The sequence below is a fragment of the Nocardioides sp. NPDC057772 genome, from assembly GCF_042798075.1.
Lineage (GTDB): Bacteria > Actinomycetota > Actinomycetes > Propionibacteriales > Nocardioidaceae > Nocardioides.
This window is the reverse complement of record NZ_JBHVKN010000024.1, coordinates 29,012-42,480: the sequence shown is the minus strand read 5'-3', so window position 1 is coordinate 42,480 and position 13,469 is coordinate 29,012. Positions and strand designations below refer to the sequence as shown.

At 70.9% G+C, this 13,469-nt stretch carries 15 protein-coding genes; 10 read left to right on the top strand and 5 right to left on the bottom strand.

Going from position 1 to position 13,469, the window contains the following annotated elements:
• Positions 1-27 precede the first annotated feature (27 nt).
• Positions 28-1,227 carry a glycosyltransferase gene (locus tag ACFVJS_RS07030; protein WP_378878209.1) on the bottom strand — a complete coding sequence of 400 codons (1,200 nt, stop codon included), beginning with the start codon at positions 1,225-1,227 and terminating at the stop codon, positions 28-30.
• Between the two features lie 432 nt (positions 1,228-1,659).
• Here ACFVJS_RS07030 and ACFVJS_RS07025 point away from each other — a divergent pair, with 432 nt between their 5' ends.
• Entirely contained in the window at positions 1,660-2,490 is an 831-nt protein-coding gene (locus ACFVJS_RS07025) for a hypothetical protein (RefSeq protein ID WP_378878208.1), read from the top strand.
• Positions 2,491-2,499: 9 nt separating this feature from the next.
• Here ACFVJS_RS07025 and ACFVJS_RS07020 read toward each other — a convergent pair whose 3' ends face one another.
• Positions 2,500-3,411, bottom strand: coding sequence for a class I SAM-dependent methyltransferase (locus ACFVJS_RS07020; protein ID WP_378878207.1), 912 nt, complete (start codon positions 3,409-3,411; stop codon positions 2,500-2,502).
• Between the two features lie 35 nt (positions 3,412-3,446).
• Between ACFVJS_RS07020 and ACFVJS_RS07015 the strand changes: the two genes are divergently transcribed.
• A complete protein-coding gene (locus ACFVJS_RS07015; RefSeq protein ID WP_378878206.1) occupies positions 3,447-4,178 on the top strand; it encodes an oxidoreductase in 732 nt (243 codons plus the stop codon).
• Between the two features lie 288 nt (positions 4,179-4,466).
• Here the strand turns inward: ACFVJS_RS07015 and ACFVJS_RS07010 are convergent, their stop codons facing one another.
• Complete coding sequence (locus tag ACFVJS_RS07010) at positions 4,467-5,261, bottom strand: HAD family hydrolase (RefSeq protein WP_378878205.1); 795 nt, start codon at positions 5,259-5,261, stop codon at positions 4,467-4,469.
• 124 nt (positions 5,262-5,385) lie between these two features.
• Between ACFVJS_RS07010 and ssd the strand changes: the two genes are divergently transcribed.
• The 7 genes from ssd (at position 5,386) to ACFVJS_RS06975 (ending at position 10,287) form a co-directional block, all read left to right on the top strand.
• Positions 5,386-6,441, top strand: coding sequence for a septum site-determining protein Ssd (ssd, locus tag ACFVJS_RS07005; protein ID WP_378878204.1), 1,056 nt, complete (start codon positions 5,386-5,388; stop codon positions 6,439-6,441).
• On the top strand, positions 6,438-7,622 hold the full coding sequence (locus ACFVJS_RS07000) for a TadA family conjugal transfer-associated ATPase (protein WP_378878203.1): 1,185 nt from the start codon (positions 6,438-6,440) through the stop codon (positions 7,620-7,622). Before ssd ends, ACFVJS_RS07000 begins: the two co-directional genes overlap by 4 nt.
• Positions 7,623-7,627: 5 nt before the next feature.
• Positions 7,628-8,392 (top strand): type II secretion system F family protein, encoded by a 765-nt coding sequence (locus ACFVJS_RS06995; protein ID WP_378878210.1) that lies wholly within the window; start codon positions 7,628-7,630, stop codon positions 8,390-8,392.
• The gene (locus ACFVJS_RS06990; protein WP_378878202.1) at positions 8,389-9,105 is read left to right on the top strand and encodes a type II secretion system F family protein; all 717 of its coding nucleotides are present in this window, start codon (positions 8,389-8,391) and stop codon (positions 9,103-9,105) included. Before ACFVJS_RS06995 ends, ACFVJS_RS06990 begins: the two co-directional genes overlap by 4 nt.
• A 262-nt stretch (positions 9,106-9,367) precedes the next feature.
• Positions 9,368-9,544: a DUF4244 domain-containing protein gene (locus ACFVJS_RS06985; protein WP_141801821.1), complete on the top strand. Its 177-nt coding sequence runs from the start codon at positions 9,368-9,370 to the stop codon at positions 9,542-9,544.
• Positions 9,545-9,547: 3 nt separating this feature from the next.
• Positions 9,548-9,922: a TadE family type IV pilus minor pilin gene (locus ACFVJS_RS06980; RefSeq protein ID WP_378878201.1), complete on the top strand. Its 375-nt coding sequence runs from the start codon at positions 9,548-9,550 to the stop codon at positions 9,920-9,922.
• 2 nt (positions 9,923-9,924) lie between these two features.
• Positions 9,925-10,287: an Rv3654c family TadE-like protein gene (locus ACFVJS_RS06975; protein ID WP_378878200.1), complete on the top strand. Its 363-nt coding sequence runs from the start codon at positions 9,925-9,927 to the stop codon at positions 10,285-10,287.
• A gap of 9 nt (positions 10,288-10,296) precedes the next feature.
• Here the strand turns inward: ACFVJS_RS06975 and ACFVJS_RS06970 are convergent, their stop codons facing one another.
• The gene (locus tag ACFVJS_RS06970; RefSeq protein ID WP_378878199.1) at positions 10,297-10,599 is read right to left on the bottom strand and encodes a hypothetical protein; all 303 of its coding nucleotides are present in this window, start codon (positions 10,597-10,599) and stop codon (positions 10,297-10,299) included.
• Between the two features lie 15 nt (positions 10,600-10,614).
• Positions 10,615-12,927: a DEAD/DEAH box helicase gene (locus tag ACFVJS_RS06965; protein WP_378878198.1), complete on the bottom strand. Its 2,313-nt coding sequence runs from the start codon at positions 12,925-12,927 to the stop codon at positions 10,615-10,617.
• A gap of 182 nt (positions 12,928-13,109) precedes the next feature.
• Between ACFVJS_RS06965 and ACFVJS_RS06960 the strand changes: the two genes are divergently transcribed.
• The gene (locus ACFVJS_RS06960) at positions 13,110-13,445 is read left to right on the top strand and encodes an anti-sigma factor antagonist (protein WP_165109518.1); all 336 of its coding nucleotides are present in this window, start codon (positions 13,110-13,112) and stop codon (positions 13,443-13,445) included.
• Positions 13,446-13,469 lie beyond the last annotated feature (24 nt).

Below are 13,469 nucleotides of genomic sequence, written 5' to 3'. Positions count from 1 at the left end.
CCCCTGCGGGCTCGACCAGCGGTCCCTTCAGACCGCGACCGGAATCAGGGCCGAGTCTGCCGACTCCGTGATGAGCCGGGCGTACGCATCGAAGAGCCGCTGCTCGGAGAGGCGCTGCCGGTTGCGGAAGATGCGCTCGAAGTGCTCCTCGCGCTGGGCGAAGGCGACCTTCCAGGTCTCGGCCATCTCGGTCGGGTCGAAGGACGCGACCAGGCGGGGGTCGCCGACCATCGCCGGAGCGTCGCCGACGGGCGTGGTCACCGGTACGGCGCCGCAGGCCATCCCCTCGAGCAGGCACAGCGGGGCGGCCTCGCCGAACGCCGAGGTGAGCGTGATCAGGTCGGCGGCGTTGTAGAGCGGTGCCATGTGGCTCTGGATCCCGAGGGCGTGCAGGTTGGTCTCCAGGGCCGCCCACGCGCCGAGCTCCTCGGTGACGAGCTGCGCGAAGGCCGGGTTGTCCGCGGTCATCCCCGCGCCGCACATGACGAGGTGGGCGTCGGGATGCTCCTGGACGAACCGTCGCGCGGCGCGGACGAAGAGCGGGATGTTCTTCATCTCGTCGAAGCGGGCCGCGATCATCACGACCGGCTCCTCACCCCTCACCCCGAGCTCGGCACGCTTGCTCGCGCGCAGGTCAGCGTCGGTGCGGAACTTGTGGAGGTCCACCCCGTTCGGGAAGACCGGCAGCCGCTCCAGCGGGATCCCGGTCGCCTCGTGGTAGGCCCGCTGGGTCGACTCCGCGCAGCACACCGCTGCGGTCAGCAGCCCGGCGCGGTCGAGGTCGATGAGCTCCTGTACGCCGGCGCCCTGGTGCTCCGGGTCGGAGCGGTGCAGGCACGTGATCAACGGCGTGCCCGAGGTGCCGACCTTGCCGAGCACCGTGAGCGGCTGCTCCTTGAGGGAGAGCACCACGTCGGCCTTCGCCACCGACTGCGCCACCCGCTTGAGCTGGCTCGCGGTGATCGGTCCCGTCGGCGTACGCCTCAACGCCCGGACCGGCACACCGGCCGAGGTCAGACGTCGGTAGGAGTTGTCCGAGGAGATCCGCTGGGCGGTGAACTCGCGTTGGACGCGGTCGCTGAGGCTCAGCACGCTGTGCCGCTGAGGCGTGGTGGCATCGAGCGCACGGACGACGGCGGTATGCAGGATCCGGGCGCCGCCGGCGAAGAAACCTTCGTACAGGGAGAGGACGGACGGGCCGTCCTCGAGGTATGCCACGTTAGACATGTCGACCTCACTAGTCCGCAGGGCAGCATCGCCCGAGCGTTGGAGTTGGTGGGGCTACGGCAGAGATATGCGGCTTTGCAGGTGATCGTCGCTGATCGAGCGTCAGCCAGCGGGCCCGTGTGAACGAGTTCAGGGCAACGTGGGTGCCTTCGGCACCCGGATGGACGCTAACGCCTCGGGATGAACATCCCAAGGCGTCGTCGGCTCGGGACGCGTGATTTCACTTGTTCGTCATCTTCACGCGCGCATCGTAGGGAGGGACGGAGGATTTATCGAAACCGTTGGGGATCCGGCATCGATTTACGCTATCCGATGTGGCGTGCGTCACGCTACGCGTTCACTGAGATTGTTCGGTGAACGGTTGGCGCGGGTCTCGGACGCGCTGGGAGATAGGGGCCCGCGGGTGGCCGGATCCCGCTACCTTCGAGAACCATGACGACCGAGGTGACGACGTACCGCTATGTCCGTTTCGCTCTGTGCTGTCTGCTCCTCGGCCTGGCGGTCTCGGTGGGTGCCGAGACGATCGTGAGTGGGGAGTGGCAGACCTCCATCTCGTCCTACTACTACACCCCGGCAGGCCCGGTCTTCACCGCCGTGCTGTGCGCGCTGGGGGTGTGCCTGGTGGTGCTGCGGGGCTACACCGACGCGGAGGACACCGCGCTCAACCTCGCCGGACTCTCGGCGCCGATGGTGGGCTTCGTGCCGACACCGGAGGTCGGGCAGCAGATCGACAAGGCAGCCATCGTCAACAACGCCTGGAGCTACCTGGCGGTGATGGCGATCGGCTGGGTGGTCGTGCTGATCTTCGGGCTCCGCAAGCGCGCCGCCGCCGGGGCCTGGCCCTCGCGCTGGGGGCTGATCGGTCTGGTCTCGGTCGCGGGCGCGTGGGTCGTCGGCGTCGGCTGGCTGCTCATCGACCAGGAGACCTTCGCGACCAAGGCGCACGGGCTCGCGGCCATCTTCACCTTCACGCCGTTCGCGCTGGCGGTCGTGCTCAACACCGACTGGGGTGTGCGGAAGATCGCGCAGGAGGCCGACAAGGCGCGTACGCGGCTGGACAAGACCTACTGGGCACTGGTCGTGGCGATGGTGGTGCTGCTGGCCGCCGGCATCGTGCTCGGCCTGATCGGCTGGCACCTCTGGCTGCTGGCGACCGAGGTCTCGCTGCTGGTGTGCTTCGCGATCTTCTGGGTCATCCAGAGCTTCGACCTGATGGACCCCGCGCGCGACGCCGCCACCACGCGTCCACGCACTCTGTCCTAAGGGTGGGGCTCAGCGGAAGTCGATGAGCAGGTCGTCGTCGCCGTCCTCGGGGTCGGTGACGACCCGGGGGAGCCGTACGGCGGTGTCGGTGCGCTTGGCCAGCGGCACCGTGGGCCGGTCGGTGTCGTCCACCTCGACGACCTCGTGCGCGCCGATGGTCGAGCCTGTCGACACCATCTGGGCGTGCGGAAGCACCTGCGCGTGCCAGGCGCGGCAGTTGTAGGGCAGCTGCATGCCGTCCATGCCGCGGCCGTAGCCGTCGTAGAACGCGAGCACCTCGCGCCGCTTCTGGTCCTGGGCCTCCGGCCGGAGGACCGCGACGTTGGAGCGCGACAGCACCAGGTCCTGGATCGTGTGGCGGTCGACGAGCTGCCAGTGCCGGAACGTCTTGGCCTCGGCCGCGGAGAACAGTCCGGAGTCGTCGAGGATCGTCGTCGGGTCGAAGGCGCTGTCGGGTTTGCCGATCAGCTTGCCGAGCTTGCGCACCCACGGGATCCGCTCGTCGCGCTCGTTCTGGATCACGGCGAGTCGTCCGTCCGTACGCAGCACCCGCCCGATCTCCGTCAGCGCCTTGGCGTGGTCGAACCAGTGGAACGCCTGGCCGACGACGACCACGTCGAAGAGGCTGTCGCCGGTCGGGATCTGCTCGGCGGTGCCGCTGGTGGCGCGAACGTCCGGGAGCTTCTCGGAGAGGATGTCGAGCATCGCGTCGTCCGGGTCGGTCGCGAAGACGTCGTGGCCCAGGCCGACGAGCACCTCGGTGAGCTTGCCGGTGCCGGCGCCGAGCTCGAGAACGCTCACCGGTTCCTCGCCGACCAGCCACGTCACCGCATCGACCGGGTAGGACGGGCGCCCGCGGTCATAGCTGTCCGCCACGCTTCCGAAGGAGCGTGCCGGGTCGGGGTTCGCTGGGTCCGTCATCGTGGCCAGGGTAACCCCCGCTTAGGCTTCATCGTGTGAAGGACGATCCGCTGGCCCGATTGGTGTCGCTCGAAGGCGTGGCCTCGGGCTTCGCCGCAGCTCGTGACGGCATCGACGTGATGCTGCGTGACCGGGGACTGCGGCGTACGTCTCCGGAGACGACCGCCGAGTCGCTGCTGCGCGGGGCGCACGCGTCGGCGGTGCTGGAGGGGTCCTCGTCGTCCCTGGGCGAGGTGCGGACCTCCGGCGGGGACGCGATCGCGCAGGACGCCGTGCGGCTCTCGACGGAGCTGCTCTCGCTGGTGCCGGTGGTGAAGCAGGCGCCGCTGCAGGCGTTCGCCCGGATCCACGCGCTGGCGGCCGGAGCGTCGTTGCAGGCGGAGGAGCTGGGGCGGCCACGCTCCTCGGCGGCAGCTGAGCGGTTGCGGCGTCTCTCCGACCTGCTGCTGTCGCCGACGTCGGCTCCGGCACTCGTCGTGGCGGCGTTCGTGCACGCCGATCTGGCGACCTCTGCGCCGTTTGCGTCCCACAACGGGCTGGTCGCGCGTGCCGCAGAGCGGCTCATCCTGGTCGCGCGCGGCGTGGACGAGAAGTCGCTGGTCGTGCCGGAGGCCGGCCATCTGGCGCTGCGCGCCGCCTACGAGTCCAACCTGCGGGGTTTCCGTGAGGGCGGCCAGGCGGGGGCGCACTCGTGGCTGCTCTATGCAGCCGAGGCGTACGCCGCCGGGGCGGAGGCCTCGCCGCTGCGCCTGGATGCGGCTGAGTAGCGGCGGAAAACCGATGGTGGCACCCGGTGGGTTGTGAACACCGGATGCCACCGCGGACACGAGGCCTTCTGGTTACCAAGCGTGCAAGGTCTGGTCACTGCGCCGGGATTTCTCCCCGGCTACAGCACCCCATCAGATGGGTGGATCGCCGCGTGGGTGCCTGGCTCTCGTGTACGTCTTGTTACACATCTGTTTCTACGCTGATTGCCAGGCAGATTCAAGGCTGGAATTTCTCCAGGATGAGGAGGATCATGGCGCGCCTGCACCGTCCCGGGATCTCGGGTGGAGTCAGGCGCCGAGACGACGGCGCTTCGTGCCGGCCCAGATGACGCCGCCCGCGATCGCCACGGCGCCGCCGACGGCCAGCGCGGCCAGCGTCGGGGTGGACGGGGTGAGCACGCGGCTGCGCAGCGCGACCGGCTTGTTGAAGACCAGGATGTCCCAGCCGCGCTCCTTGGCGACCTTGCGGAGGTCCTTGTCGGGATTGACCGCGAAGGCGTGACCGACCTCCTCCAGCATCGGGGTGTCGGTGATCGAGTCGGAGTAGGCGTACGACTGCTCGAGGTCGTAGCCGAAGCGCTCGGCCAGCTGCTGGACCGCGCGGGCCTTCTCCTCGCGGTAGGCGTAGAGCGCGATCTCGCCGGTGTAGCGACCGTCCTCGATCTCCATCTGGGTGGCGACGACGTGGTCGGCGCCGAGCATCGCGCCGATCGGCTCGACCAGCTCGGTGCCGGAGGCGGAGACGATGATGACGTCGTGGCCCTGGGCGTGGTGCTGCTCGATGAGCTGCACGGCCTCCTCGTAGACGAGCGGGTCGACCACGTTGTGGAGGGTGTCGGCGACGATCTCCTTGACGGTGGCCACGTCCCAGCCGGTGACCATCTCGGAGAGCGACTTGCGCATCTTCTCCATCTGGTCATGGTCGGCGCCGCCGACGACGTAGACGAACTGCGTGTAGGCCGAGCGGATCATGGCCGCGCGGGTGATCAGGCCGCCGGCCTGGAAGTGCTTGGAGAACGCCAGCGTGCTGGACCTCGCGATGATCGTCTTGTCGAGGTCGAAGAACGCAGCGATGCGTGTCATGCGCACATCGTAGACGGCCGTTGGGCGGGCCGATCACTCTCCACAGGGCGGGTTCGGGACGGGGTTATCCACAGGCGCCGGATTTGCGGGTGGAATCGTCCCTGCCTCGGCGGATCCTGCTGCCATGACCTCCGAACCTCTCGTCATCACCTCGGACTCGTTGCTGGCCGCTGAGGCGGCTCGTCTGGCCGCTGCCTCAGGCGTCACCGTCGAGGAGTGCACCGACGCCGCCGGCGCCCTGCGCCGTTGGCAGCGGCCACCCCTGATCCTCCTGGGGGCGGACCTCCTGGTGGAGATGGCGTCGTTGCGCCCACCCAGGAGAGACGGCGTCTACGTCGTGGGGTGGTGCTCCACCGGCGAGCCGTTGCTCCGGGCCGCCCTGGAGGTGGGCGCCGAGACGCTGCTGGAGCTGCCCTCGGCCGAGGCCGTCGTCGCCGGGCTGCTCGCCGACGTCAGCGACGGCGAGGGCGGCGACGGCATGGTCGTCGGCGTGCTGGCCGGGTCGGGCGGTGCCGGGGCGACGACGTACGCAGCCGCGCTGGCCAGCTTGGGAGCTGACCGTGGGCCGACGCTGCTGATCGACGCCGACCGACTCGGGCCCGGCGCGGGCCGGGTGCTCGGCCTCGACGAGATCCCCGGGGTGACCTGGGGCGATCTCGGTCAGACCGCCGGGCGGCTGGGAGCCCGGGCGCTGCGGGAGGCGGTGCCACACGTCGGGTCGCTCGGACTGCTGGGCTGGCCCAGCGGCGAGGTGACGTCGCCTCGGCCGGAGGTCGTGCGTGAGGTGATCGCCGCTGCTCGGCGTGGGCACGACCTGGTCGTGGTCGACCTGCCCCGCGAGTCTGATCCGGGGACGGGGGCGCTGCTGAGCGGATGCGACGTCGTCCTGGTGGTGGTGCGGGGCAACGTCACCGGCACCGCGTCCGCCGCGCGGCTGATCTCCCGGCTTCCGGAACGGGACCGGGTGCGGGTCGTCGTCCGCGGTCGCGCTGCCGAGCCGGAGGCGGTCGGGCGTGCGCTCGGCCTTCCGGTCATCGCCTCCATGGCCGACCAGCGCGGGCTCTCCGAGGCCATCGACCTGGGGCTCGGGCCGATCCGCTCCAAGCGGGCGCCGCTGGCTCGTGCGGCGGCGGAGGTGCTGGTGCGCTGCCGGCTTCGGAGCGGGGTGATGGCGGCATGATCGGCGTCATCGGGGCCGTCGGGGCCGTCGACATCGCGCCCCAGGTCGTCGACCTGGTCCGCGACCACCTGGCGCGTACGCCGGGAGAGCTCACCCCTCACCGGGTCCAGGAGGCGCTCCGCGCCGAGGGACGGATCGTCGGTGACGCGACCGTCCTCGGGGTCTACGAGATGTTGCGCCGCGATGTGGTGGGGGCCGGGCCGCTGGAGCCACTGCTGCGGTTGCCCGGCGTGACCGACGTGCTCGTCAACGGGCCCGACCAGGTCTTCATCGACCGTGGCTCCGGCCTCGAGCCCGCGCCGGTGGCCTTCCCCGACGACGACGCGGTCCGACGGCTCGCGCAGCGGCTCGCGGCCGGTGCGGGCCGCCGGTTGGACGACGCCTCTCCCTACGTCGATCTCCGGCTGGGCGACGGCAGCCGGTTTCACGCGGTGCTCGCGCCGCTGGCACGACCCGGCACGGTCATCTCGCTGCGGGTGCCGTCGGCGCGAGCGTTCACGCTCGACGAGCTCGAGGCCTCGGGGATGGTGGTGCCGTTCGTGGCGGATCTGCTGCGACGGCTGGTGCTCGCCCGTGCCGCCTTCCTCGTGTCCGGAGGCACCGGCACCGGCAAGACCACCCTGCTGGCGTCGCTGCTGTCGCTGGTGCCGCCCGAGGAGCGACTGGTGCTGGTGGAGGACGCCTCCGAGCTGCGCCCGGACCATCCGCACGTGGTCGGCCTCGAGGCACGCCCCGCCAACATCGAGGCCGCGGGCGCCGTCGAGCTCCACACGCTGGTCCGTCAGGCCCTGAGGATGCGGCCGGACCGGCTGGTCGTGGGAGAGGTGCGCGGTGCCGAGGTCGTCGACCTGCTGGCCGCGTTGAACACCGGCCACGAAGGGGGCTGCGGCACGCTCCACGCCAACTCCGCTGCCGACGTCCCGGCCCGGGTCGAGGCGTTGGCGCTCGCGGCCGGACTCGGCCGAGAGGCGGCGCACAGCCAGTTCGCCTCCGGGGTGGACGTGGTCCTGCATCTGCGGCGCCGTGACGGTCGCCGCGTGGTGACCGAGATCGCGGTCCCGTGCCGCGGCGCCGACGGGCTGGTCCGGATGGAGACCGCGTGCTCGGTGGCTGCCGACGCCGAGGTGGTGGACGGGCCGGCCTCGGGTCGGCTGGAAGCGCTGCTGGGTGGTGACCGGTGAGCGGGATGGTGCTCGGTCTGATCGCCTGCCTGGCCGGTGCCGCGGCGGCGCTGATGGTCCGCCCACGGGCTGTGGTCGGGTCTCGGACGCGTGCGTGGCGGTTGCCGCGGTGGTCGTTCGTGCTGGTCGTCCTCATTCCCATCGTCTTCCCGGGCAGGGCGGTCGTCGCGGCTGTCCTGCTCGGGATCGCCACCTTCGGCGGGGTCGCACTGTGGCGGCGCCGCCGAGCACGGATCGAGGCGGGACGTACGGCTGACCGCGTGGTCGAGGCCTGCGAGCAGATGGCCGCCGAGCTGGCCGCCGGGCATCCACCGGGGCCGGCGCTGTCGCAGCTCGCCATGGAGTGGCCGGTGATCGAGCCGGTCGCGGAGGCGCAGCGGATGGGCTCCGACGTCCCCGCGGCCTGGCGGAAGGTCGCCGAGGTACCGGGGGCGGGTTCGCTCCGTGTGGTCGCCGCGGCCTGGCAGATCGCCCATCAGACCGGGAGTGGTCTCGCCGATGCGCTCGACCGGGTCGCGCTCGACCTGCGGGCCGCCGCTGCCACCCAGCGCGTGGTCGACGGTGAGCTCGGGTCCGCCCGCTCCACAGCCCGGTTGATCGCGGGGCTGCCAGTGGCCGCGCTGGCGATGGGCAGCGGGGTCGGCGGCGACCCGTTGGCGTTCCTCTTCGGGTCGCCGGTGGGCCTGGCCTGCCTCGGGTTCGGACTGCTCCTCGGCTGGCTCGGACTGTGGTGGATCGAGGGCATCGCGCGTGGGGTCGAGGCGAGATGAGCACCTGGCTCGTGGCGGTCGCGCTCGGGCTGGCGGCGGCGTTGCTGCCGGCGCCGACCTCGCCCCTTCCCGCACGCGTCGCGGTTCTCGAGGACCGGGGCGATCCCGGCGGCTGGATGATGCGTTGGCGGCCGTTGCTGGCGCTGCTCGCCGCCGGCGCCCTCTACACCTTCGTCGGTGGCACCATGGGCGCCGTGCTCGCCGCCCCCGCCGGCGTCGTCTGCTGGGTCGTCATCGGCCGGGTCGAACCCGCGCAGATCCGGCGCGAGCGCGAGGCGGCCAAAGCCGACCTTCCCGCGCTGGTTCGCCTCCTCTCCGCCGCGCTGTCCTCCGGTGCGGCGCCTGCGGAGGCACTGGTGGCGGTCGCGGCCGCTCTGCCCGGACCAGCAGCCGACCGGCTGCTGCCGGCAGCCTCCCGGCTCCACCTGGGAGCCGACCCGGAGAAGACCTGGCGCACCCTGGTGGACGATCCCGCGCTGGCACCGCTGGGCCGAGCGCTGGCCCGGGCTCAGGCCACCGGTGCCCCGGTCGCCACGACTGTCGAGCGGCTCGCCGACGACCTCACCAGGAACGCCCGCGCCGAGGTCGAGGACCGTGCTCGCGCGGTGGGCGTCAAGGCTGCCGTACCGCTCGGCATCTGTCTCCTCCCCGCCTTCCTGCTGCTGGGCGTCGTCCCGGTCGTCGGCGGGCTTCTCTCCAACCTCGGCATCTGACCCCACCGCCGAGGCGTCACCCACGTCGGCCGAGGCGTCACCGGCGTCGGCCGAGCTGGCATCCGAGTGCCGGCTCGACCGACGTACGTGGCGTCTCGGCGCTCTTGTTTTCCCTGATCACCGGGCCGATTGCCATCCACAGGGCGCGTTCGGGAGCGGGTTGTCCACAGCCGGCCACAAGGCGGTCGCGAATGTCGGTGGAGCAGGTCATCGTCGTCCGTGAACGGCCGTACGGACGGCCATCGATCAGAGGAGACCAACCATGGCCAAGGCACATCTTCGTAAGAACGAGAAGGGGATCACGACGGCTGAATACGCCGTCGGCACGGCGGCCGGCGCAGGGCTTGCCGGACTGCTCTACAAGCTGCTCACCGGTGGTTTCGGCAACGACCTGCTCAACCGGCTGTTCCAGCACGTGCTCAGCCTCCTGGGGATCTGAGCCGTGGTCCGTGGGCAGCGCAACGAGCGGGGCGCCGCCACTGCAGAGCTGGTGATGGTCATCCCGCTCCTGGTGGCCGTGACCATCGGGCTGGTCTGGTTGCTGTCGGTGGGAGCGGCGCAGATCCAGGTGGTCGACGCGGCCCGGGAGACCGCGCGGGCAGTCGCTCGAGGAGACGACAGCGGCTCCGCTGCGGCCCGCGGACGTCGGGTCGGACCCGCGGGCACCCGGGTCAGCGTCAGCGCCGGCGCCGAGGAGGTCGTCGCCTCGGCGCAGGCCCGGGTGACCGGGCCCGGCGGGATCTTCCGCTGGATGCCGGGCGTGACCGTGCGTGGCGAGGCCGTCGCCGCGACCGAGTCGACATCGGGGGAGCGGTGAGCGTGATCCGAGCAGGGCACGACGAACGCGGGTCGGCGGTGCCGTTCACGGTCGGCGCGATCGGCCTGCTGCTCTTCCTCGGCGCGGCGCTGGGTGTGGTGGGCGCGGTCTTCGTGGCCCACCACACGGCGCAGTCCGCAGCCGACCTGGCGGCGTTGGCTGCGGCCGATGCGCTTCAGGTCTCCGAAGACCCGTGCGTGGCGGCAGCGGCCATCGCCGATCGCAACGGCGCCACGTTGGAGTCGTGCGAGGTCGCGGGTGAGGACGTCACCGTCATGGTGCGGGTCGAGGGGCCGCGCTGGCTCGGTCAGCCAGGAGATCCGGTGGCCCGGGCGAGGGCCGGACCGACCGGGGCTCCGCCGTAGAAGGCCGGATCAGGCCTGGCTCTCGTCCTTCGACTCAGGCGTGACGTCCTGCAGCGACTTGGCGAGCTTCCGCATCTCGCGCTTCTCCTTCATGTTCTTCGCCTGGAGCTTGCCGCCCCACTTGATGAGCCAGAGGCCGAAGAGGAGGAGCACGCCGGCGATGAGGCCGATCACGAAGATCGTGGTCGCGCCGACCGGAAGACCGAGCAGAGTGGCGGTCGGATCCTCGAGGTCACCGTTGCCGGTGGTGAAGAGACCGAGAGCGATGAGAGCTGCTGCAACGACGATCAGCACAAGTCCCAAGATCAACATTTCCCCAGGGTAGGCCTATTTCTCCAGCAGGAGCCGCAACAACACGATCGCACCCTGCTTGTCGAGTGGGTTGTTCTGGTTGCCGCACTTGGGCGACTGCACGCAGGAGGGGCAGCCGTCGTCGCACTCGCAGGCTTCGATGGTCTCCAAAGTCGCCCCGAGCCACTCCCGGGCGGCTCGGAAACCGCGCTCCGAGAACCCGGCGCCGCCCGGATGGCCGTCATAGACGAAGACGGTGAGCATGCCGGTGTCCGGGTGGGACGCGGTGCTGACGCCGCCGATGTCCCAGCGGTCACAGGTCGCGATCAGCGGGAGAAGTCCGATCGAGCAGTGCTCGGCGGCGTGCGCGGCGCCCGGAATGTCCGCCTGCTCGAGGCCGGCGTACTCGAGAGCGGAGGCGGGCACGGTCCACCAGACCGCGGAGGTGCGCAGCGTACGTTCAGGCAGATCGAGGAGCTCCTCGCCGAGCACCTCGCCGCTCGGCTGGCGTCGGCGCAGGAAGGAGACGACCTGGTGAGTGACGTCCACGTCGCCGTACGCGAGCCGGCACTCTCCCCACGCGACCTGCTCCCGCTCGGTGACGATCGAGATCTCGGTGATCTCCCGTGCGGAGGTGGAGTAGCCGGGGTCGTCACGGGAGATGACCGCGACGTTCTCCTCCAGGTCGAGCTCATGCACCAGATAGGTCTCGCCCCGGTGGACGTAGACCGCGCCGGCGTGCGCGCTCGCGTGCGAGCTCGCTGCGTCGACGGTGCCGACGACCCGACCGGTGTCCGCCTCGATCAGCTGCACCTGAGATCCGCCGGAGGAGCGGATGTCGGCGAGATCCGCCGCCCGTCGGCGGTCGGTCCAGTACCAACCACGAGGCCGCTTGCGCAGCAGCCCCGAAGCCACCAGGCTGTCGAGGATCTCCCGGGCGCCCGGCCCGAAGAGCGGTAGGTCCGGCTCGGTGAGCGGGATCTCCTGCGCCGCGGCGCAGAGGTGGGGGCCGACGACGTACGGGTTCGCCGGGTCGAAGACGGTGGCCTCGACCGGCTGCCCGAGGAGCGCGTCCGGATGGGTGACGAGGTAGGTGTCCAGCGGGTCGTCGCGGGCGACCAGGATGCCGAGCGCATCGCCGGCGCCGCGCCCGGCGCGGCCGATCTGCTGCCAGAAGGCCGAACGCCTTCCGGGATAGCCGGCGAGCACCACCGCGTCCAGGCCGCTGATGTCGATGCCGAGCTCGAGGGCGTTCGTCGCCGCGAGCCCGAGCAACTCGCCCGACCGAAGCGACGCCTCGATCGCCCGGCGCTCCTCGGGCAGATATCCGCCCCGGTAGGACGTCACCCGTCCCGGCAGCGAGGGATCGACCTCGGCCAGCTCGGTGGCTGCGGTCATGGCGACCTGCTCGGCGCCGACCCGGGAACGTACGAAGGCCAGGGTGCGTACGTCCGAGGAGACCAGGTCGGCGAGGAGGTCGGCGGTCTCGGCGGAGGCGGCGCGGCGTACGGGAGCGCCGTTCTCGCCGGCGTGGGTCGTCAGCGGCGGCTGCCACAGCGCGATCGAGAGCTCGCCGCGTGGTGAGGCGTCGGCCGTCACCGGCAGCACCGGGAGCCCGATGAGCCGCTCACCGGCGGTCGCCGGCTCGGCGACCGTCGCCGAAGCCAGGATGAACGTGGGGGAGGAGCCGTAGAGCGCACAGATGCGGCGCAGCCGGCGCAGCACGTGCGAGACATGTGCGCCGAAGACGCCGCGGTAGTGGTGGCACTCGTCGATGACCACGTAGCGCAGCGACCGGAAGTAGGCCGTCCAGCGCTGATGTCCGGGAAGCAACGACCGGTGCAGCATGTCCGGGTTGGTCAGGATGTACTCGCCGTAGTCGCGCGCCCATTCCCGCTGCTCGCGGGTGCTGTCGCCGTCGTGCGTCACCGCCCGTACGTCGACGCCGAGCTCACGCAGTCCGGTGAGCTGGTCCTGGGCGAGCGCCTTGGTGGGGGCGAGGTAGAGCACGCTCGCGCCGCGCTCACCACGTGGACCTCGTCCGTCTCGGATCGCGGTCAGCGCGGGCAACTGGTAGGCCAGCGACTTCCCGGAGGCCGTGCCGGTCGAGACGATCACATGGCTGCCCTCGTGGGCGGCCTCGGCGGCCACCGCCTGGTGCTGCCACGGACGCTTGATCCCGCGGGCGACGAAGGCCTCGACCACCTCCGGCGACGCCCACGTCGGCCAGTCGGTGAAGACGGCCTCCCGCGGCGGAACTCGCTCGAGATGAGCGAGCCGGTCCTCGCGGCCCGGGATGTCAGCGAGTCGGCGTATCAAATCACCGGTCGCCGTCGTCAACACCTTCATATTCTCCCAGAATCCTGGTGGACGTCACGCCTGCGGCCCCGCATCGTGGGCATGACGTTGCGAGTTTCTTGCGCGCATCCTGGTGAGGCGTGGTTACATTACGATCGACTCCGGGTATCGGACGCGAGGATGCTCGATGCCGGAGTCGGTTGTCTCACGTTCCTTGGCAGGAGAACTTCGAAGTGGATCTGACGCTTGCGACTCGCGAGCTCGACTCGGCCACCGTTGTGGCCGTGGGCGGCGAGATCGACGTCTATACCGCGCCGAAGCTGAGGGACAAGATCACCGAGCTCGTCGCCCGAGGCCACTACGACATCGTCGTCGACCTCGAAGCCGTGGAGTTCCTCGACTCGACCGGCCTCGGCGTCCTGGTGGGTGGCCTGAAGAAGGTCCGCCAGCACGACGGCATGCTCCGCCTCGTCTGCACCCAGGAGCGGCTGCTCAAGATCTTCCGGATCACCGGCCTCGCCAAGGTCTTCGACATCCACGCCAGCGCCGAGGGCGCGGCAGCGGGCTGACCCAGTCAGGCCATTAGGCTCCAG